Below are 19,290 nucleotides of genomic sequence, written 5' to 3'. Positions count from 1 at the left end.
AGACAGCGCTCGGCCACCTCCGTAACGGGGTAGCCACGCTCGCTAACCTGCTTAACCGCTTCAGCCTTAAACTCGTCAGTGAAACGCTTGCTGGTCATAGATCCTCCGATCCTCAATAGACACTATCAGGTGTCTACGGAATCGGGGGCGTACCACCTTTCAGGATGCTGGAAGCATCCGGGAGAAGCCATGAGCACCGTGCGATTCCTGGGCCCGTACGACCACCGTGTCGCGGCCGAACTTCCCGAAGGTTACGTCGTGGGTACGTGCGCGGGTGACTGCGTATTCGCGCAGGGGGCGGTGCTTGAAGGTGTCGCGAGGTCTGTTGGCGAGCAGCAGTGGTCGGATGGTCGCAGCGTCATGACCGTGAAGGTCGAGGATTTTGATCTCGACAGCGAAGGCCTCAGAAACTGGTCCACCGGTGTGGAATAAGCGGAAAGGCGAGCTTCGGTAAACCCTGTAAGGAAAAGTCATCCGCACGCGTAGGGTGCGATGGATGAAGTGTTTCCGAAGGAGCGTAAGCGCTTGCATAAAGCGATATCGCAGCCTATGTTCGCCCCATCAACCCAAGGAGGGTGTCTGGTGATCAAGGTAGTCTTGATTGACGACCACGAGCTGGTGCGCACGGGATTCAGGATGATCCTGCAGCAACAGCCTGATGTTCAAATTTTGGGCGAGGCAGGGTCCGCGGAGGAAGGGCTGCGGCTCATTCGTGCGAAGACGCCCAATATCGCGCTGGTCGACGTACACATGCCTGGCATGAGCGGCATTGAATTGACCGAGCGCGTATCGCGCTCCAAGTTGCCGACGCACGTCATCATCGTGACGGTGGTGGACGACGCGCGTTTTCCGAAGCGCCTGCTCGATGCGGGTGCGCTGGGCTACCTCACCAAAGGATGCACGGCGGACGAATTGATGGAAGCGGTGCGGCAGGTGGCCTTCGGCCGACGTTATCTGGCGCCGGCCGTGGCGCAGCAGCTGGCGCTTGCCACGCTCGACGGCGAAGGCTCGCCGTTCGACGTGCTGTCGAGCCGTGAGCTCGAAGTGGCGATGATGCTGGTACGCGGCAAGGCGCTCACCACCATTGGCGAGCAGCTCAACCTGAGCCCGAAGACGGTTTCCACGTACAAGCAGCGTTTGATGGAAAAGCTTCAGGTCGATCACGTGATCAGCCTGGCGCATCTGATGACCATCCACGGCCTGCTCGATACGCACAACAACCAGGTCGGCAACTAACCGTCGACCGCCCAAGCAGGGACACAAAAAAAGCCGGACCTGGTCCGGCTTTTTCTGTGGGCAAGCCTCGACGTCAGCCGTGCGAGGCGTCCTTCTTGTGGCCTTCCGCATCCGCCGGTTCCTCGCTCGGGGACTCGTCGTGCGGGACGGGCGTGGCCACGCCTGCATGGGCTAGCAGATCGCCCTGGGCAGGCGTCGGCGGCGTCACAGCCGGTTCGGCAGCCAGCGGCGGCTCCGGCGTATTCACTGCCTCGGCCGTGGATGTCTGCACGTGCTCGGCATGCGGGGCGATATCAAGATGCGAGCGGAAGTCGATGGTCGAGGTGGCGACGATCGGCTCGACCGGCTCCGCCTCGGCAGTGATCACGGTCGGTTCCGGCGCGTGCGTGGCGGAAGCCGTGATGTCGGCCGTCAGCGACGCCGCGGTTTCTTCGGCTGCGACGATGACCTCATGGGTCGTCACCGATTCGAGATGCGCGATCGGTTCGACGGGGGCCTCCACCTTGATGTCTTCCGCCGTGATCGGCTCCACCGGCTTCTCCGGAATCGGCGGAAGCGCGGGCAGGTTGAACGATGCGGGCGCAACCGCGCTCAGTACCTGTTCCGGCGCGGCTTCGATCTGAGCGGGAACCGGCGACGGGGCCACGAATTCCGGCACATGGGCTTCAGCCGCGTGCTCGATCGTCACGGCTTGCACGGCGACGCTGGCAGTCGCTGCGATAACGCCTGCGGCCACCGGCGGAGCCACGGGCTCAAGCGATGCGGCTTCCTCGGCACGATCTTCATCGTCCAGGTCGAGGTGCTCGTCGCCACCGGCCGTGTCCTGGGCACCGGCCGGTGCTCCGTCCTCATGACGACGACGGCGACGGCCGCCACGGCGACCGCGGCGGCGACGCGACTGGCTGCCTTCCGCCTGCGTGCCTTCGGCCGTTCCTGCGGCTTCTGCACCGGACTGGATGACGGGAAGCATGACGGTTTCCGTCAGCGCTTCCTTGTCCTTGCCGGGTTCGGCAACTGCGGAAGGAGCAGCTGCGGGGCGCTCGGTGGGTTGGGTCGGGGCAACAGGCGCTGCCTGTGCGGGCGCCGGAGCGGGGCGCGGCTGGCGCTGCTGGTCCTGGCGCTGCTGTTGCTTGCGTTCGTTCTGGCCCTGGCCGGCTTCAGCCTTGGCCTGCTGCGGCTGCTTCTGCTCCTGGCGACCGCCCTGGGCCTGCGGCTGGCGCTGCTGGGCCTGCTGCTCGTTGCCACGCTGGCGGTTGCCCTTGCCCTGCTGCTGACCCTTCTGGCCCTGCTGCTGGGACGGTTCGCGGCGCTGCTGCTGTTGCTGGCGGCCCGCCTGCTGCTGCGTCTGGCGGCCGCGGTCATCGCGACGGTTGCCGCGGGCGTTGGTGGGGGCTGCTTCGGTCTTTGCCGCGGGCACTGGCGTGGCCGGGGCTGCGCTGCCGCGGAACCAGCCGAGCAGACGGGAGATCACGCCGCCGCTCGGGGCGGGCGTGGCGGCCGCAGGCTGGCGGGCGGGCTGCGCCTGCGGGGCAGGGGCGGCCGCTTCTTCGCGCACGGGAGCAGGCGTGGCCGGAACGATGCCGCTCACGGCGGGCTGCTCGCTGCTGCCCAGGGTCTGGCCCATCTTCGGCAACGGCGAGGCCTCGACCGCGGTGAGACGCTCGTAGCTGGGCTTGCTGTGCTCGCCCATGTCGGCTTCGCGGATGCGCTGGATCTCGATGTGCGGCGTCTCGAGCTTGTCGTCGGCCACAATCACCACGTGCACCTTGTTGCGCAGTTCGATCTCGACCACGCTGGCACGCTTCTCGTTGAGCATGAAGTTGGCCACGCTCGGCGGGGCCTGCACCAGCACCTGGCCGGTGTTGTCCTTCATGGCGTGTTCTTCGATCAGGCGCAGCGTCGACAGCGCCAGCGATTCCACGCCGCGGACATGGCCATGGCCTTCGCAGCGCGGGCAGACGATCTGGGTGGCTTCGCCCAGGCTCGGGCGCAGGCGCTGGCGCGACATCTCCAGCAGGCCGAAGCGGCTGATGCGGCCGATCTGCACGCGGGCGCGATCCAGCTTCAGGGCGTCCTTGAGACGCTCTTCCACCTCACGCTGGTGCTTGGGGCTGTCCATGTCGATGAAGTCGATCACGATCAGGCCGCCGGCATCGCGGATGCGCAGCTGGCGGGCGATCTCGACGGCGGCTTCGAGGTTGGTGTTGAACGCCGTCTCTTCGATGTCGCTGCCCTTGGTGGCCTTCGACGAGTTGATGTCGATGGCGGTGAGGGCTTCGGTCTGGTCGATCACGATCGAGCCGCCGGAGGGCAGGCGGACCTGGCGGTCGAACGCGCTCTCGATCTGCGTTTCGATCTGGTAGCGCGAGAACAGCGGGGTGTCGTCGCGGTACAGCTTGAGCTTGCGCAGGGCCGTGGGCATGACCTGCTGCATGAACTCGCGCGCGTCGTTGTAGAGCGATTCCTCGTCGATGAGGATCTCGCCGATGTCGCTGCGCAGGTAGTCGCGCAGGGCGCGGATGAACAGCTTCGATTCCTGGTAGATCAGGAACGGCGCCTTCTGCGCCTGGGCGGCGCCGGAGATCGCCTTCCACAGCTGCAGCAGGTAGTCGAGGTCCCACTGGAGCTCTTCGGCGTCCCGGCCGAGGCCGGCGGTGCGCACGATGAGGCCGACGTCGTCAGGCACGGTGAGATGGTCGAGCGCTTCCTTCAGCGCCTGGCGGTCTTCGCCCTCGATGCGACGCGACACGCCACCCGCCTTCGGGTTGTTCGGCATCAGCACCATGTAGCGGCCGGCGAGACTGATGAAGGAGGTTAGCGCGGCGCCCTTGTTGCCGCGTTCTTCCTTCTCGACCTGCACGACCACTTCGTGACCTTCCTTGATCAGGTCACGGATGTTCGCCTTGTTGGGATCGAGGCCGGGGGTGAAATATTCCCGGGCGATTTCCTTCAGCGGAAGGAAGCCATGGCGTTCGGCGCCGTAGTCGACGAAACAGGCTTCGAGGGAGGGTTCGACACGAGTGATGCGGCCTTTGTAGATATTGGCCTTTTTCTGTTCGCGGGAAGGGATTTCGATGTCGAGATCGTAAAGGGTCTGGCCATCGACAATGGCCACACGCAACTCTTCACGCTGAGTTGCGTTGATCAACATACGTTTCATTGTAATTTTTCCTCGGCTTGCCGCGCGTCGCGTGCCGCGGTGGCGCCGTGTTTCGGCGGCCTGCCGGGGATCGCGCCGCTGCGGTTAAGCGGCAACATGACGGCATCGTTTCCGGTGCCGGGATGATTCGTGGCAATGCGCCTTTCGCCCCGGAACCCCTGGGGAACCGGACAACGAGCACCCGAACCGTTACGATGAAAGGGAGCAGCGACCGGCTGCCGAAGAAGGCGACCGGCGCTATCCTCGCCGACGTCACGGGGCGGGCGTCCCGACTCCACTCCGAACATCGGCAGGGCGGGACGTAGCGCCGGCCGAGTATCCTATTTCGCCAGGTTTTTTTCAATGCAGACGGCAACTTCCCCAGACGCACCTCACGGTGTGCGTCAAGTCGAGATCGGCCCCGAGCGGGACGGTCAGCGCATCGACAATGCGCTCATGACCCTGCTCAAGGGTGTGCCCAAGAGCATGATCTACCGCATTCTGCGGACGGGGCAGGTACGTGTGAACGGCAAGCGCGCGAAGCCGGATACGCGTCTCGCGGCCGGCGATATGCTGCGAATCCCGCCGGTCCGGGTGGCCGAAAAGGAGGTCACCAGGGGTCCGTCCGCGACCATGGTCTCAGCCATTACTGAGTCGATCATTTTCGAGGACAAGCATTTCTTGGCGATCGACAAGCCGGCCGGCATCGCCGCGCACGGCGGCTCCGGTGTCAGCCACGGTGCGATCGAACTGCTGCGGGCCGCCAGGCCGAACGAGCACATCGAGCTGGTTCATCGCCTCGATCGGGATACCAGCGGCGTGCTGGTGTTCGCCAAGACCCGGGCGGGGCTGACCGGCCTGCAGGCGGCGATCCGCGAGGGCACGGTGACCAAGCAGTACCTCTGCCTGATGGTCGGCCACCCCTCGAAAGCCAAGTTCAGCGTCAACGCGCCACTCCTGAAGTCGGTGCTGCAGGGCGGTGAGCGCATGGTAAGAGTGTCCGATAACGGCAAGCCATCGCTCACTTTTTTCCAGGAAATGGAGCAATACCCGGCTGCCCGCCTGATGCAGGCGACGCTCGGTACCGGTCGTACCCATCAGATCCGTGTCCATGCCGCCCACATCGATCACCCGCTAGCGGGCGATCCGAAGTACGGCGACAAGGAAATGAACAAGAAATTCAAGGACCTGGGGCTGCAGCGGATGTTCCTGCATGCCTCCCATATGAGCTTCGAGCTGGACGGAAGGGCTTACAGCTTTTCTGCCCCTCTGCCCGATGACTTGAAGGAATTCCTGGATGTGCTTGCGGTGAAAGGAAAAAGGATTCGTCGCCTGCAGGAACACCTACAGGAAAAATCGCGCACTGACCTCAAGTGACCGGAGAAGGTGGCCGGTGAGGCCGCTTTCGACGAGCAGGGCGGACGTCGCATGCGCGATGGCGATCGGTATCAGGCGTGGTGAGCGCACGAAGCACCAGGCCCACCACAGCTCGGCCAGCATGCACAGCTGCATCAGCGAGCCATTGGGCGTATGGAGCAGGCCGAACAGGCCCGCGGTGACGAGGATGACGACCGGCGTCGGCAGGGCGGTGAGCCGCAGGCGCCCCATCACGATCGCCAGCATCGCCCATTGCTGGAGCAGGGCCCAGCCGAAATAAGCGGCGATGTGCTTGGGGTCGAGATGGATCAGCCCATGTCCATCCGCAAGCATGAGGACGAACGCGACCGGCAGTGGCAGCAAGGGCCACAGCCAGTCCTGCCAGCTTCGGCCCAGCCAGGACCAGGAGACGGGACGGCGGCGCCATTCGCTTACACCGGCGAACACAATGGCGGCGAGAAAGGCGGCCACGCCGGGAATGGAAACATGCGGACCCCAGCGCAGGCCGGCAATCAGCCAGAGCGGGCCCGCGGCGATCGCGATGGCCTCGATCCATGGTCGCGCGACGCCTGGTGTTTGCCGCCAGGTCAGCGCGGTCAGCCATAGCAGATAGAGGCCACATGCGGCCCAGTCCCACCATGCGGGAGCGGGCCCGTAACGGCCAGCCGCGAGCGCTACGCCCGCGGGCAACACCAAGGCGGCAGGGCGCTGCGCGCGAATGGATTCGCGCAGGGCCACCATGGACTCGGCCGATGCTCCCGCTGGCAGTCGGACCAGCGGGGCGGCCAGGTCGGGAAGGGCAAGGCCACCCTGCGGCTGGGGAAGTTGGACATCGGCGGTATCGGCGGCGATGGTGGCGGGGAGCATCGGCAGCTTCGACGAAGCGAGCGCAACGTCGCCTATTCGCAGTTGGGTATCGGCCGGAACCTGCATCCGCACGCGCAGCATATACGCTACTACGCCGGGCGCGCTGCAGACTTGCCCCGCGCTGGTGCGCCAGATGGCAGCCTTCAGGTCGACCGACAACCGCGCCTGGCCACTCCTGATCGGCGCAACCTCATTGGCCGTACAGGCAGCGGTGGATTCGCTGGCCTGATAGACCAGACTGAGCATGCCCGCGGCGGTGCTGTGAAGCTGGAGTTCGAGAAGCGGCCAGTGCGCGGCATCGATCGGGGTTTCCAGCGGCAAGCCCAGTTCGAACGGTGTGCCGTCATGGCTGCTGATGCGCAGCGCATCGGCGCCGTGGGTCACGGTCGCGCTGCCGAAAACGCGGCTGGCTACGAGGTCGGTCGGGCCGCGCAGGCGCCATTTCCATAGTGGCTGGCCATCGCGCAAGGCAGTGAGTTCCTGCCGGGCGTCCTGCACCAGCCGGGCGCGCGTGATCCAGGCGGACAGCAGGGACATCAGCCAAAGGAGCGCCAGCATCGCCAGCGCGAGGCCGGCGATGCTGGCGAGGCGCCGAATGGCGGCCGTATCGCTCAATGTTCGAGCAGGGCTTCGACGCGTGCGGCGCAGATGACATCGTTGAGCGACAGGCCGCCGACGTCATGTGTCGACCACAGCACCTGGCAATGGCCGTAGCCGGCTTCGAGGTCGGGGTGGTGGTCTTCCTGGTTGGCCATGAAGCCGACCGCGTTGATGAAGCCGAGCGTGTGGTGGAAATCGCGGAACTTGAAGTCCTTCACGATGGCCTTACCGTCCTTGGTGACCTGCCAGCCGGGCAGCGTGGCGAGCAGTTCGGTGACCTTGGCTGCGTCCAGCGCGTGCTCCTTGCCCTTGCGCGGCGTGCAGTGCTGGCTGGCGAGTGGGCTGAGGCTCATGGCGATAGGTCCGTTGCAGAGGAAGGATGCGAAGCGTCGAAGCTCGCCGGGCAAAAGTCAAAAGTCGGCAGCGATATCGAAATAGGACTAAAATGGTGCTGTATTTTCCGGCAGCGCCGGAGTTTCAGCTGGAGTGGACATGATCGAGATTTCCGAACGCGCGCAGAAGCACTTCCTGCGGCTGCTTTCCCAGCAGGGCATCGACGGGTTGAGCATCCGCCTGCGCGTGACGTCGCCGGGCACGCCGGCGGCCAATTGCGAGCTGGAGTTTGCCGAACCCGAGGATCTCAACGGGCAGGAGTGGACCATCGTCTGCGATGGCTTCGATTTCAACGTGGAAGGGGACAGCGCGGCCTGGCTGGAAGGCGCGAGCATCGACTTCGAACCGAACGCGACCGGCGGCCAGTTGAATATCCGTGCGCCGCGTATCAAGGGCGAGATACCGGGTGAGAACGCCGGGCTGATCGAGCGCGTGCGCTTCGTGCTGGAGGCCGAGATCAATCCCAGGATCGCCTCGCACGGTGGTCGCGTGACCCTGCTGGAAGTGGATGCCGATGGCGTGGTGGTGCTGCAGTTTGGCGGTGGCTGCCACGGTTGCGCCTCGGTGGACGTCACGCTCAAGCATGGCGTGGAGAAGACGCTGCGCGAACGCGTGCCTGAAATCACCGCGGTGCGCGACGCCACCGACCATAGTGGCGGCAGCAACCCGTATTACCGCAAGACGGAAGGCCAGTCGGCGATGGGTTGAGCTCGACTGCGGTCCATAAAAAAGGCCCGCATCAAGCGGGCCTTTTCTCGCGTGTCGCGTGGCGCTTACTTGTCGCCCTGGATGTGGCCCTTCACCGTGTCCAGCTTGGTCGGCAGGCTGGAGAAGTACGCGGCGACATCCTCGATGTCCTGGTCGGACAGCGTGGCGACAAAGCCCTTCATGATGGCGTTGCCGCGCTGGCCGCTCTTGTACTCGTGCAGTGCCTGCTGGATGTACATGTTGTACTGGCCGGCCAGGCGCGGATACTGCGGGTCGACCGCATTGCCGTCGGCGCCGTGGCAGGCAAAGCACGTGGCGGCCTTCTGCTTGCCGTTCTCGATGTTGCCGGCAGCGAAGATCTGGGTGGAGGCGAACGCCAGGACGGCGCCGAATGAAAGCAGGGTCAGTGCACGTTTCATGCGGATCAGTGTCCTTGGCTTACTTGGCGAGGCTGGAAAGATAGGCGGCGATGTCTTCGATGTCCTTGTCGGACAGGCTCTGCGCCTGAGCCATCATCGTCGGGTGCTTGCGGTCGCCACTCTTGTACTCGTGCAGCGCGTTGACGATGTACTGCTCGTTCTGGCCCGCGATGCGCGGCACGGGATAATTCGGGTAGGCGTTGGCGTAGCCAGGCACGCCATGGCAGCCGTTGCAGGTGTAGATCAACTTGCGTCCGGCAGCCTTGTCACCCTCGGCATGCACGCTGGCAGTGGCGAAGATAGCTGCGGCCACGGTCAGGCCAAGCAGTTGCAGTCGAGTCATCAGAAACGTCCCCACGATTCCGGCTGGTACATGGTGAAAAGTCCCGGAAGTATAGTCGTTGCCTTCACGATGGGACAACATGTCGCAAGCCACTGATTCTTATCAGTGCGCGGCGGCACGATACGAGGACGAGGGCTTTGACCCTCCCTTCGACGCCAATCAACCAGGGAATTCCAGCATGACGAACAGGCCGGCTGTGCGCGCAGGCAGGCGCGGGTGGAAGATCGTGGTGATGCGATGCCTCGCGATGGCGCTTGCGTGGTCCGCCATGTCCGCCATGGCGGCGACGCCCGCGGCCGGCTACCGCATCGTGGGTTACGTCGTGGATGCATCGCCCCTGCCGCCGGTGAATGCACAGAAGCTCGATGTCATCAACTACGCCTTCGCCAAGCTCGATCCCGAGAGCAACGTGGTGTTCCCGAGCCCGGTGGCGGACAAGACGCTGGCTGCGTTCGTCGCGCTGCGCAAGGTCAATCCCAACCTCAAGGTGATCGTTTCCATCGGTGGCTGGGGCGCGGATTATTTTTCCGAAGCCGCGCTCACCGATGCCTCGCGCCAGCACATGGCCGACAGCGTGGTGGCGCTGGTGGAGAGGCACGATGTCGATGGCGTCGATCTCGATTGGGAATACCCCACGTTGCCAGGCCCGGGCATCAGCCATCGCCCGGAGGACAGGCGCCATTTCAGCCTGCTGCTGGAAACGCTGCGCGCGCGTCTCGACCAGTTCGGTGCGAAACACGGCGGCCGCCACTACCTGTTGACCATCGCCGCGGCGGACAGCGAGTTTGTCGCGGGCATCGAGCTGGAACGCGCCTCGCGTTCGCTCGACTGGTTCAACCTGATGACCTACGACTTCCATCAAAGCCTGACGCCGACGACGGGCCATCATGCCGGTCTGCATCTTTCCGCCTTGGCGCCGGCCGACGATCGCGCGGGCGACAAGGCCGTGGCGCAGTTCCTTGCGGCGGGCGTGCCGGCGAAGAAGCTCAATCTCGGCGTGGCGTTCTACGGCCGCGCCTTTACCGGCGTCGATCCGGCACACGACGGCCTGCAGCAGAAGTACGCCAAGTACGTGGGTGCCCCGTCATGGCGCGAACTGGTGGCCAGTTACATCGACAAGAACGGCTACGTGCGTCACTGGGATGCGCAGGCGCAGGCGCCCTATCTGTGGAACGCGGCCACGCGGACCTTCGTGAGCTACGAAGACCCGGAGTCGCTTCGCGCCAAGGCGGCCTTCGTCAAGGCGAAGGGATTGGGCGGCGTCATGTATTGGGAGCAGAGCCTCGATCGCAACGAAGCGTTGCTCGACGTGTTGGACCAGTCGTTGCGGATGCACTGATCTTTTGCCGTCATTCCGGCGCAGGCCGGAAGCGGTTTACAACAGCCAAAGGCTGGTCATGCAGTTGCCACAGTGCCTGGCTGACGCGAGAGCGCCGGGGAGCTGTTCGCGAAAACCGATGCATACTGAAACTGGATTCCGGCCTGCGCCGGAATGACGAATGGACGTTTTGGTCGGCGGCAGGTGCTGCGCCTTTGCGAAGCGCTAGAACAAGCTCTTGAAGATATGAATCCCGGCGGTGTACTCGCCGATGATCGTGCCCAGACTCACCAGGAAGAAGTTGAGCAGGGTGCGCGCGACGCGATTGCGCCACCAGCCGCGCCACTGGCCGATGTCGTCACGCAGCGTGTCGAAGTCGGCCACACGCGGGCGCCGTATCCAGGCTTCCGTCATGGCGCTAATGCCGCCGGAAGGAATGCCGGGACGGAACGGCTTGATCGGGCCGGCCACGAAGGCCGCCAGCGCGCTGAGTGGATGCGCGCCCGCAATGATGGCGCCCAACAGCGAAAAGCCGCCGGTGTAGACGACCCAGTCGCGCAGGGCCGCTGCACCCAGCGACGTGTTGCGATGGAAGGCGAAGGCGATCGCCGCGAACACCGCGAGCACCAGTCCGATCGCCACCCATTTCGGCCAGCGTGCCTTGGGCGGCGCGGCGGCGAGCGTGGATGCCTCGACGGACGGATCGCCCTGCTGCGTGCGTAGTTGTTCGCACAGGCCCTTGAGGTGCCCTGCACCAATCACCACCAGCACGCGCCGGCCTTCGCAGTAGCCCGATTGCGCGGCCTGCTCGCGCAGGCGGGCGGCCATGTAGATGTCGCGCTCGGCGATCAGGCTGCGGTACAACGGTGCCGATTGCGTGGCGAATTCGCTGAAGGCGCTCTCCAGCATGTCGCCTTGCTTGAGCTTTTCGATTTCGGTTTCCGCGATGTCCTGGCGCTCGAACACGCTGGCGATCAGGCCGCCCATCAGTCCGAAGCGCTGCCAGAAACCGACGCTGTGCCAGGCACGGCGCAACGTGATGCCCACTTCGCGATCGACCAGCCACACGGGCAGGCCACGCTGGTCGGCGCCGTCCATGCCGGCCTTCATTTCGGCGCCGGGCTGGATGCCGTATTGCTCCGCGAGGCGCTTCTGGAACGAAGACAGCACGAGGCTGGCGGCCACCATGCCGGCCTTGCCCTGGCGGATCACCTGGAACAGATCCATCTGCTTGAACGCATCGGGGTCGCGCATGCCCTGGGCACGGCTGTCGCACAGCTCCACCGCCACCGCGTCGAAATGCTCATGTGCGAGCAGGGCTTCCACCGCTTCCACGCTGGTGCGCGACACGTGGGCCGTGCCGAGCACGACGTATTCCACGCCGTCGCGGACAACGCGCTCGATGGGCTGATCACGCAGCACGGGCGGCAGGGAGTCGGCGATGTCGGTCTGGCTCATGCTTGGCGTCGCTGTGGCAGGGTCATACCCTGCATGGGGATGCTGCGGACGCGGCACAACCGGCGTCCGGATGCGGGTTCATCAATCGCGGAAGCGCTTGAGCAGGTCGCCATAGGCGTCGATGCGGCGATCACGCAGGAACGGCCAGATACGGCGCACATGCTCGCTGCGCGCCATGTCGACATCGACCACGAGCAATTCGCGCTGGTCGGTGCCTGCCTGCGCCAGGAATTCACCCTGCGGACCGGCCACGAAGCTGGTGCCCCAGAACTGGATGCCATTGCCCACGCCGGCCTTGTCGGCCTCGTAGCCCGTGCGGTTGCACGAAAGCAGAGGCAGGCCGTTGGCCACGGCGTGACCGCGTTGCACGGTGACCCAGGCTTCGCGCTGGCGATCTTTCTCGGCCTGTTCGTCCTTCGGATCCCAGCCGATGGCGGTGGGATAAAGCAGCAGCTCGGCGCCGGCCAGCGCCATCAGGCGCGCGGCTTCCGGATACCACTGGTCCCAGCACACCAGCACGCCCAGGCGGCCCACGGAAGTGTCGATCGGGTCGAAGCCCAGGTCGCCCGGCGTGAAGTAGAACTTCTCATAGAACGCCGGATCGTCGGGGATGTGCATCTTGCGGTACTTGCCGGCGATGACGGCCGAACGATCGAACACCACCGCGGTGTTGTGGTACAGGCCGGTGGCGCGCTTCTCGAAGATCGAGGCGACCACCACCAGCTTCAGGTCATGCGCGAGCCGACCGATGCGCTCGGTGCTGGGACCCGGGATGGTCTCGGCCAGGTCGAACTCGTCCACCGACTCGTGCTGGCAGAAGTACGGGCCGTTGTGCAGTTCCTGCAGCAGCACGAGCTCCGCGCCCTTGGCCGCGGCTTCGCGCAGGCCGGCTTCGATGGCGTCGAGGTTGGCGTCGCGGCTGCCGCGGTCGGTTTCCTGCAGCAGGGCGACTTTGAGGGTCTTGCGGGTCATCGGCGTCTTCTCGGTGGGGCTGCCGGTGAAGGCTGGCCGCCAAGTCTAATGGATACGGCGCGCCGGCCCGTGCAGGGACGGGCGGCCGAAACAGCTATATAGGGTGTCGCGTGCCTGTTTCCAGCGCGTTGCCGCTTCAGACGATCCCGGCGGGCAGTTGCATGGTGATGCAGTGCAGGCTGCCGTTCTGCCAGATCAGCGGCCGGCAGGGCACCTGCACGACCTCGCGGCCGGGATGGGCCTCGGCGATGATGCGCGCGGCTTCGTCGTCGGCGGTATCGCCATAGGCGGGCACGAGCACGGCGCCGTTCACGATCAGGTAATTCGCGTAGGACGCGGCGAGACGGCGGCCTTCGTCGAGGATCGGCTTGGCCCACGGCAGCGGATAAAGCTGGTATGGACGGCCATCCGGCGTGCGCAGCGCAGCCAGTTCCTCGCCCATGCGGCGCAGCTCGTCGTAGTGCGGGTCGTCCTTGTCGTCACAGGCCTGGTAGACGATGCGATCACCCGGCGCGAAGCGGGCCAGCGTATCGATATGCGCGTCGGTATCGTCGCCTTCGAGATAGCCGTAATCCAGCCACAGCACGCGCTGGGCGTGCAGGCTGTCGCTGAGGATGGCGCTCATGGCCTCGCGCGACTGTTCCGGGTGGCGCTGCGTAAGGCAACGCCAGGTGGTCAGCACGGTGCCTACGCCATCGCTTTCGATGCCGCCGCCTTCCAACGCCCAGTCGACGCGCTTGTGCGCGGCCTTGCCGAACACGCCTTCGCCCACCAGGCCGGCGACCAGCGCATCGTCCTGCTCGGCGCCGAACTTGCCGCCCCAGCCGGTGAAGCGGAAATCGGTGAGCTGGAAGTGGCCGTCGTCGGTCTTGAGGGTGATCGGGCCCGAGTCGCGCAGCCAGGTGTCGTCGTAGGGCAGCTCGACGAAGCGGATCTTGGACAGGTCCACGCCTTCGCCAGTCAGCAGGGCCTGCGCGCGCAGGCGCAGCTCGTTGCTCGCCACCACGATGATCAGTGGCTGGAAACGGGTAACTGCCGCGGCCAGGGCCACGTAGGTGGTCTCCACGTCGGCTAGGCGGTCGGCCCAATCGGTATCGGCGTGCGGCCAGGCGATCAGTACGGCCGATTGCGGCTCCCATTCCGCCGGCAGGCGCAGGTTATGGTCGGTCATCGTGAGCGAGTCTCTTGCAAGGGGAGGGCAGCGCTTGCGGGGCGGCAGGCTGCGAGAGGCGCGCATTGTAAACGATGCCGTGTGGAAGGCACGGAAACGAAAACGCGGCCCGTGTCGCCACGGGCCGCGCTGCAGGAGATGTGTTTCGATTCGTTAGTTGACCGAGGCGGGATTGGTGTTGTTGCCCGCTGGCGTGTTGAGCACGGCGTGGATCACGTGGCTCTTTTCGAAGTACACGATGAAATTGGAGTAGTCCCAGCGGTTGATCGTCGGGTGCTTGGCACTGTCGCCGCCGCGCGGGCTGAGCTTGCGCTGCGGGGCGCCGTATTTCTTTTCGACCTGGTCCATGCTCATGCCGCGCGTGGGCAGGTCCATGCCCTGTTCCTGCTGCACGCGGTTGACGAGCAGGTTGTCGGCGCGCACCGGCGTGCTCACGGCGGCCGCGGCCAGCAGCACGACCATGGACAGACTGATGCCGAACTTGTTGATGCCGTACATGTTCACGGGTCCCCTCTCCGCGCGTGGCGTTGCCGCGCTGTTGTAGCAGAACTGCCGGGGGCAATCCATGTGAATCTGCCGCGAATGCGATGGGGTGGGCATTCGCCGGGCGGGGCTCGCTATCATGGGCGGCTGCGGGCGGCCTGACGCCCGGTCCGGATAAGCTCTTTCTATGATCGCCTTTCGTCATTTCGCCCTGCGCCGCGGCAGCCGCCTCCTGCTCTCCGACATCGACCTGGTGATCCAGAGCGGTTGGAGGCTGGGCGTGATCGGCCGCAACGGTTGCGGCAAGTCCAGCCTGTTTGCCGCGTTGCAGGGCAAGGTCGAGGCCGATGCCGGCGACCTGGACCTTCCGGCCAAGCTGCGCATGGCCTCGGTGGCCCAGGAAACGCCGGCCCTGCCGGACCCGGCCATCGAATACGTGATGGGCGGCGATGAAGAACTCGCCGCCGCGCTGCGCGACGAAATGGACGCACAGGCGCGCGGCGATACCGAGGCCATGGCGCGCGCACATCACCGCATCGAGGAACTGCACGGTTACGACGCGCGTGCGCGCGCCGGCCGCCTGCTGCATGGCCTCGGTTTTGCGGCAGATACCCACGACACGCCGGTAAAGGAGTTTTCCGGTGGCTGGCGCGTTCGACTGAACCTGGCGCGCGCGCTGATGGCGCCGTCCGACCTGCTGCTGCTCGACGAGCCCACCAACCATCTCGACCTCGATGCCGTGCTGTGGCTGGAAGAGTGGCTGCGCCGCTACCAGGGCACGCTGCTGGTGATTTCGCACGACCGCGAATTCCTCGACGGCGTGATCAGCCACACGCTGCACTTGAGCGACGGCAAGGCCAAGCTCTACACCGGTAACTACAGCGCCTTCGAACGCCAGCGCGCCGAGCAGTTGCGCCAGCAGCAGATCGCGCACGAGCGCGAGCAGGCCGAGCGTGCGCATCTGCAGTCGTTCGTCGATCGCTTCAAGGCGAAGGCGAGCAAGGCCAAGCAGGCGCAGTCGCGCGTGAAGCGACTGGAAAAGCTCGCGGGCACTGAAGCCGTGCGTGCGGATCGTCCATTCCGCTTCCAGTTCGCCGTGCCCGATCGCCTGCCTGATTCGATGCTGCAGCTCGAAGAAGTCGATGCGGGCTACAGCGCGGCGTCGCCCACCGACGAGTTCCGCGAAGTGGCCCCGTCATTGGAGGCATCGGTGCAGGAAGGCGAGGGCGTCACCACGATTCTGCACCAGGTGCGCTTCCGGCTCGAGGCGGGTGAGCGCATCGGCCTGCTCGGCCCCAATGGCGCGGGTAAATCCACGCTGGTGAAGACCCTGGTCGGCGAGCTTGCGCCGCTGGCAGGTGAGCGCAAGGCACACAAGGACCTGAAGATCGGCTATTTCGCCCAGCACACCGTCGAGAGCCTGCGCGAAGGCGCATCGCCGTTCGATCACCTGCAGGACAAGGCGCCGGGTGTCGGCGCGCAGGCGATTCGCGATTTCCTCGGCACCTGGAATTTCGCGGGCGATCGCGCGTTCGAGTCGGTCGACGGTTTCTCCGGTGGCGAACGCGCGCGTCTCGCGCTCGCGCTGATCGCGTGGGACAAGCCGAACCTGCTGCTGCTCGACGAACCGACCAACCACCTGGACCTGGACATGCGCGAAGCGCTGGCCGACGCGCTGGCGGAGTTCGACGGTGCGTTGGTGCTCGTCTCGCATGATCGCCATCTGCTTGGGCTGGTATGCGACAGCTTCTGGCGCGTGGCCGATGGCGTGGCGGAGCCGTTCGATGGCGATCTTGACGATTATGCGCGCTGGCTGCGCAATCGCAGTTCAGCAGCCAAGAAGAACAAGAACAAGGAAGAGGCGGACGCAAAACCGGTGGTCCGCGAGGAGTCGCCGGAGGAACGCCGCCGCCGCGCCGCCGCGCAACGCGAGAACGAGAAGACCGCACGCCAGCGCGTGAAGAAGATCGAGACGCGCGTTGCCAGCATCGAAGGCGAACTCGCCGCGCTCGATGCCAAATTGGCCGATCCTGAAACCTACAACGGCCCCACGGCGGAAATGATGCGCCTGGGCCAGCGCCAGACGGAGCTGCGCAAGGAGAAGGAAACCCTGGAAGGCGAGTGGCTGGAACTGTACGAACAACTCGAGGCATGAGTCGGACCATGGATGCATCGCCTGCTGCGCCGCTGGAGATCTGGCTGCCGGACCTCGCGCGTTTCGACCCCGCGCATCCGTTGCGAACCCTGCTGCGCAAGGCGGATGCGCTTGCGCCGGGCGCCAAGGGATATCTCGCGGGGCTGGCCGCGTATTTCAGTGTGCCGGGCGGCCTGCCTGCCGGCGCCCTCACGCGCGAGCTGATCGCCGGCGATACCGACGGCGCGAGCTGGTTGTGCGCCGACCCAGCCTGGGTGCAGCCCGACCTCAACGGTGCGCGATTGCTTGCCTGCGGCCAGATGCAACTGGACATGGACGAAGCGCAGGCGTTCGCCAAGCCGCTGAAGCCGGTGTTCGGCGATGCCGGGATGATCCTTGAAGTGTCCTCACCCGATCATTGGCACGTGCGTTTACCCCCCGGCGCACCGACGCCGACGCTCGCCGCACCGGAGCAGGCGCTGGGCGAAGACCTCTACGAGCATCTGCCAGATGGTGCGGACGGTCGCCGCTGGCGCGTATTGCTCAACGAGGTGCAGGTGGTATTGCACCAGCATCCCCGCAACGCGGAGCGTCGCGCACTCGGTCTGCCGCCGATCAACAGCCTGTGGCTCTGGGGCGGCGGCACGCTGCCGAACCGGGTACGCACCACGCTGAAGGGCGTGATCGGCGACGACGTGCTGCTCGGCGCGCTGGCCAGGCGTGCCGGCGTCGCCGTCATCGAACGGACACCGAAAGCCGTCGAATCATCTTCGGCTGGCTGGCTGGTGGATCTGCAGGACTTGCCGGTCGACGAGATCGCCACGCAGTGGTGGCCGCTCATCCAGGCACTGGCGTTGAAACAACCCCTGCAGTTGAGTTTCGCCAGTGGCGAACGATGGCTGCATCGGCCGTGGCACCGCTGGCGTTTCTGGCGCGGGAGCCAGCGATGAAGGTGCTCAGCCTGCGTCGCCGCGTGCCGCAGGGCATGCCAGGTGGCTGGAGCAATGCCGTCCATCCAGTGGTGCAGCAGGTGTATGCGGCACGTGGCGTGTTGTCTCCCGAGCAGGCCGAGTATCGGCTCGCGCGTCTGCTGTCGCCGCAGCAGCTCGGCGGCATGCATGAAGCCGTGGCCTTGCTGATTGAGGCCATCCGCGGCGACTGGCACATCATGATCGCGGGCGATTACGACTGCGACGGCGCGACGGGAACGGCGGTCGCCGTGCGTGGATTGCGCATGCTGGGTGCAAAGCACGTCGATTACGCGGTGCCGAATCGCTTTATCCATGGTTATGGCCTGAGCCCCGCGCTGGTCGAGTCGCTGGAGCCCAGGCCGCAACTGATCGTCACCGTGGACAACGGTGTCGCGAGTGTCGCGGGTGTCGCGGCGGCGAAGGCGCAGGGCATCCGCGTGATCGTCACAGATCACCACCTGCCCGGCGAGCAGTTGCCGGAAGCCGACGCCATGGTCAATCCGAACCTGGCCGACGATGCCTTTCCCAGCAAGGCCCTGGCGGGCGTCGGCGTGATGTTCTACCTGCTGCTCGCCTTGCGCGGTGCGCTGCGCGAGCAAGGTGCGTTTGCGGATGGCGGCGAGCCGGACCTGTCCACGCTGCTCGATCTGGTCGCGGTAGGCACGGTGGCCGACCTCGTGCCGCTCGATTTCAACAATCGCGTGCTGGTCGAAGCCGGCTTGCGCCGCCTGCGCAGCGGACACGGTTGTGCAGGTGTCACGGCACTGGTGGAAGCCAGCTCGCGCAGTCTTGCCACACTGTGCGCGAGCGATCTGGGCTATGCCGTCGGCCCCCGCCTCAACGCGGCAGGCCGGTTGGAAGACATGCGCATCGGCGTGGAATGCCTGCTCACCGACGATATCGCGCAAGCGCGCCGATATGCCGAACTGCTGAGTTCGATCAACCAGGAACGCCGCGAACTGCAGGCCGCCATGGTGGCCGAGGCGGAGGTGATGCTGTCGCACACGATCGAGACCGATGCGATCGGCGTGGCGCTGTACGAACCCACATGGCACGCCGGCGTGGTGGGGCTGGTGGCGTCCAAGTTGAAGGAACGCCTGCATCGTCCCGTGATCGCCTTCGCTCCGGCCAGCGAAGAGATGACCGAGGAGTTGCGAGGCTCGGCGCGTTCCATCGCGGGCTTTCATATCCGCGATGCGCTGGCAATGATCGATGCCCGGCATCCCGGCCTCATTGCGCGCTTCGGCGGACACGCGATGGCGGCGGGGCTCAGCCTGAAGACGGAAGACTATGCGCGCTTCGCCGAAGCCTTCGATGCGATCGCGCGCGAATGGCTCGACGAGGATCACCTGCAGGCGGTGCAGCTCACCGATGGCGAACTTCCGGCGGGTGCTGCCACGCTGGATCTGGCGCGCCAATTGCGTGCGGCAGGGCCGTGGGGGCAGGCGTTCCCTGAGCCGCTGTTCGACAACCTGTTCGAGTGTGCGAGCTGGCGCGTGATGGGTGACAAGCACCTGCGCCTCCATCTGCGCGATCCGCGCGATGGCTCGGTCCATGACGCGGTGATGTTCAACGCGTACGAAGGCACGCCGCCACCGTCGGTGCTGCGCGCCGTCTACGAGCTGGTGATCAACGACTGGCAGGGGCGCGAGAGCGCTCGCCTGCTGCTGCGTTACATCGAACCCGCCTGAGCGGTCCAGG

18 protein-coding genes are annotated in these 19,290 nt (G+C 65.6%); 8 read left to right on the top strand and 10 right to left on the bottom strand.

Annotated elements, in window-relative coordinates; genetic code table 11:
- A partial coding sequence (locus tag CA260_RS12600; protein ID WP_146745341.1) for a transposase occupies positions 1-98 on the bottom strand: 98 nt, incomplete at its 3' end.
- 91 nt (positions 99-189) lie between these two features.
- Here CA260_RS12600 and CA260_RS12595 point away from each other — a divergent pair.
- A complete protein-coding gene (locus CA260_RS12595; RefSeq protein WP_111983429.1) occupies positions 190-432 on the top strand; it encodes a hypothetical protein in 243 nt (80 codons plus the stop codon).
- Between the two features lie 150 nt (positions 433-582).
- Entirely contained in the window at positions 583-1,236 is a 654-nt protein-coding gene (locus tag CA260_RS12590) for a response regulator (protein ID WP_111983428.1), read from the top strand.
- Between the two features lie 73 nt (positions 1,237-1,309).
- Here the strand turns inward: CA260_RS12590 and rne are convergent, their stop codons facing one another.
- A complete protein-coding gene (gene rne / locus CA260_RS12585; protein ID WP_111983427.1) occupies positions 1,310-4,396 on the bottom strand; it encodes a ribonuclease E in 3,087 nt (1,028 codons plus the stop codon).
- 342 nt (positions 4,397-4,738) lie between these two features.
- Here rne and CA260_RS12580 point away from each other — a divergent pair, with 342 nt between their 5' ends.
- Positions 4,739-5,752 carry an RluA family pseudouridine synthase gene (locus tag CA260_RS12580; protein ID WP_111983426.1) on the top strand — a complete coding sequence of 338 codons (1,014 nt, stop codon included), beginning with the start codon at positions 4,739-4,741 and terminating at the stop codon, positions 5,750-5,752.
- Here the strand turns inward: CA260_RS12580 and CA260_RS12575 are convergent.
- Both CA260_RS12575 and CA260_RS12570 read right to left on the bottom strand, forming a co-directional pair.
- A complete protein-coding gene (locus tag CA260_RS12575; RefSeq protein ID WP_111983425.1) occupies positions 5,720-7,234 on the bottom strand; it encodes a CPBP family glutamic-type intramembrane protease in 1,515 nt (504 codons plus the stop codon). The genes CA260_RS12580 and CA260_RS12575 overlap by 33 nt on opposite strands.
- The gene (locus CA260_RS12570) at positions 7,231-7,572 is read right to left on the bottom strand and encodes a 4a-hydroxytetrahydrobiopterin dehydratase (RefSeq protein WP_111983424.1); all 342 of its coding nucleotides are present in this window, start codon (positions 7,570-7,572) and stop codon (positions 7,231-7,233) included. Before CA260_RS12570 ends, CA260_RS12575 begins: the two co-directional genes overlap by 4 nt.
- A gap of 139 nt (positions 7,573-7,711) precedes the next feature.
- Between CA260_RS12570 and CA260_RS12565 the strand changes: the two genes are divergently transcribed.
- Positions 7,712-8,320 (top strand): NfuA family Fe-S biogenesis protein, encoded by a 609-nt coding sequence (locus CA260_RS12565; protein ID WP_111983423.1) that lies wholly within the window; start codon positions 7,712-7,714, stop codon positions 8,318-8,320.
- A 65-nt stretch (positions 8,321-8,385) separates the two neighbouring features.
- Here CA260_RS12565 and CA260_RS12560 read toward each other — a convergent pair whose 3' ends face one another.
- Together CA260_RS12560 and CA260_RS12555 are read right to left on the bottom strand one after the other, a co-directional pair.
- Entirely contained in the window at positions 8,386-8,739 is a 354-nt protein-coding gene (locus CA260_RS12560; protein ID WP_111983422.1) for a c-type cytochrome, read from the bottom strand.
- Between the two features lie 19 nt (positions 8,740-8,758).
- Positions 8,759-9,082 carry a c-type cytochrome gene (locus CA260_RS12555; protein WP_111983421.1) on the bottom strand — a complete coding sequence of 108 codons (324 nt, stop codon included), beginning with the start codon at positions 9,080-9,082 and terminating at the stop codon, positions 8,759-8,761.
- A gap of 178 nt (positions 9,083-9,260) precedes the next feature.
- Between CA260_RS12555 and CA260_RS12550 the strand changes: the two genes are divergently transcribed.
- Positions 9,261-10,421 carry a glycoside hydrolase family 18 protein gene (locus tag CA260_RS12550; RefSeq protein WP_172461831.1) on the top strand — a complete coding sequence of 387 codons (1,161 nt, stop codon included), beginning with the start codon at positions 9,261-9,263 and terminating at the stop codon, positions 10,419-10,421.
- Between the two features lie 204 nt (positions 10,422-10,625).
- Here CA260_RS12550 and CA260_RS12545 read toward each other — a convergent pair whose 3' ends face one another.
- The 4 genes from CA260_RS12545 to CA260_RS12530 all read right to left on the bottom strand — a co-directional run bounded on the left by CA260_RS12545 (position 10,626) and on the right by CA260_RS12530 (position 14,490).
- Positions 10,626-11,858: a TraB/GumN family protein gene (locus CA260_RS12545; protein ID WP_111983419.1), complete on the bottom strand. Its 1,233-nt coding sequence runs from the start codon at positions 11,856-11,858 to the stop codon at positions 10,626-10,628.
- Between the two features lie 81 nt (positions 11,859-11,939).
- Positions 11,940-12,830 carry a carbon-nitrogen hydrolase gene (locus tag CA260_RS12540; RefSeq protein ID WP_111983418.1) on the bottom strand — a complete coding sequence of 297 codons (891 nt, stop codon included), beginning with the start codon at positions 12,828-12,830 and terminating at the stop codon, positions 11,940-11,942.
- A gap of 136 nt (positions 12,831-12,966) precedes the next feature.
- Positions 12,967-14,001 (bottom strand): agmatine deiminase family protein, encoded by a 1,035-nt coding sequence (locus CA260_RS12535; protein ID WP_111983417.1) that lies wholly within the window; start codon positions 13,999-14,001, stop codon positions 12,967-12,969.
- Between the two features lie 153 nt (positions 14,002-14,154).
- Positions 14,155-14,490: a hypothetical protein gene (locus tag CA260_RS12530; protein WP_111983448.1), complete on the bottom strand. Its 336-nt coding sequence runs from the start codon at positions 14,488-14,490 to the stop codon at positions 14,155-14,157.
- 181 nt (positions 14,491-14,671) lie between these two features.
- Between CA260_RS12530 and abc-f the strand changes: the two genes are divergently transcribed.
- The 3 genes from abc-f to recJ are packed head-to-tail and all read left to right on the top strand — an operon-like array spanning position 14,672 to position 19,280.
- Positions 14,672-16,639 carry a ribosomal protection-like ABC-F family protein gene (gene abc-f / locus CA260_RS12525; RefSeq protein ID WP_111983416.1) on the top strand — a complete coding sequence of 656 codons (1,968 nt, stop codon included), beginning with the start codon at positions 14,672-14,674 and terminating at the stop codon, positions 16,637-16,639.
- Positions 16,640-16,647: 8 nt separating this feature from the next.
- Positions 16,648-17,568 (top strand): phosphoglycerate mutase, encoded by a 921-nt coding sequence (locus CA260_RS12520; RefSeq protein ID WP_111983415.1) that lies wholly within the window; start codon positions 16,648-16,650, stop codon positions 17,566-17,568.
- Positions 17,565-19,280 carry a single-stranded-DNA-specific exonuclease RecJ gene (gene recJ, locus CA260_RS12515; RefSeq protein ID WP_111983447.1) on the top strand — a complete coding sequence of 572 codons (1,716 nt, stop codon included), beginning with the start codon at positions 17,565-17,567 and terminating at the stop codon, positions 19,278-19,280. The genes CA260_RS12520 and recJ overlap by 4 nt, the downstream gene beginning before the upstream one ends.
- Positions 19,281-19,290: the final 10 nt, after the last annotated feature.

The sequence above is a fragment of the Dyella jiangningensis genome (assembly GCF_003264855.1).
GTDB classification, from domain to species: domain Bacteria; phylum Pseudomonadota; class Gammaproteobacteria; order Xanthomonadales; family Rhodanobacteraceae; genus Dyella; species Dyella jiangningensis_C.
The sequence above is the reverse complement of the archived record's forward strand: the minus strand, read 5'-3'. Positions and strand labels throughout refer to the sequence as shown.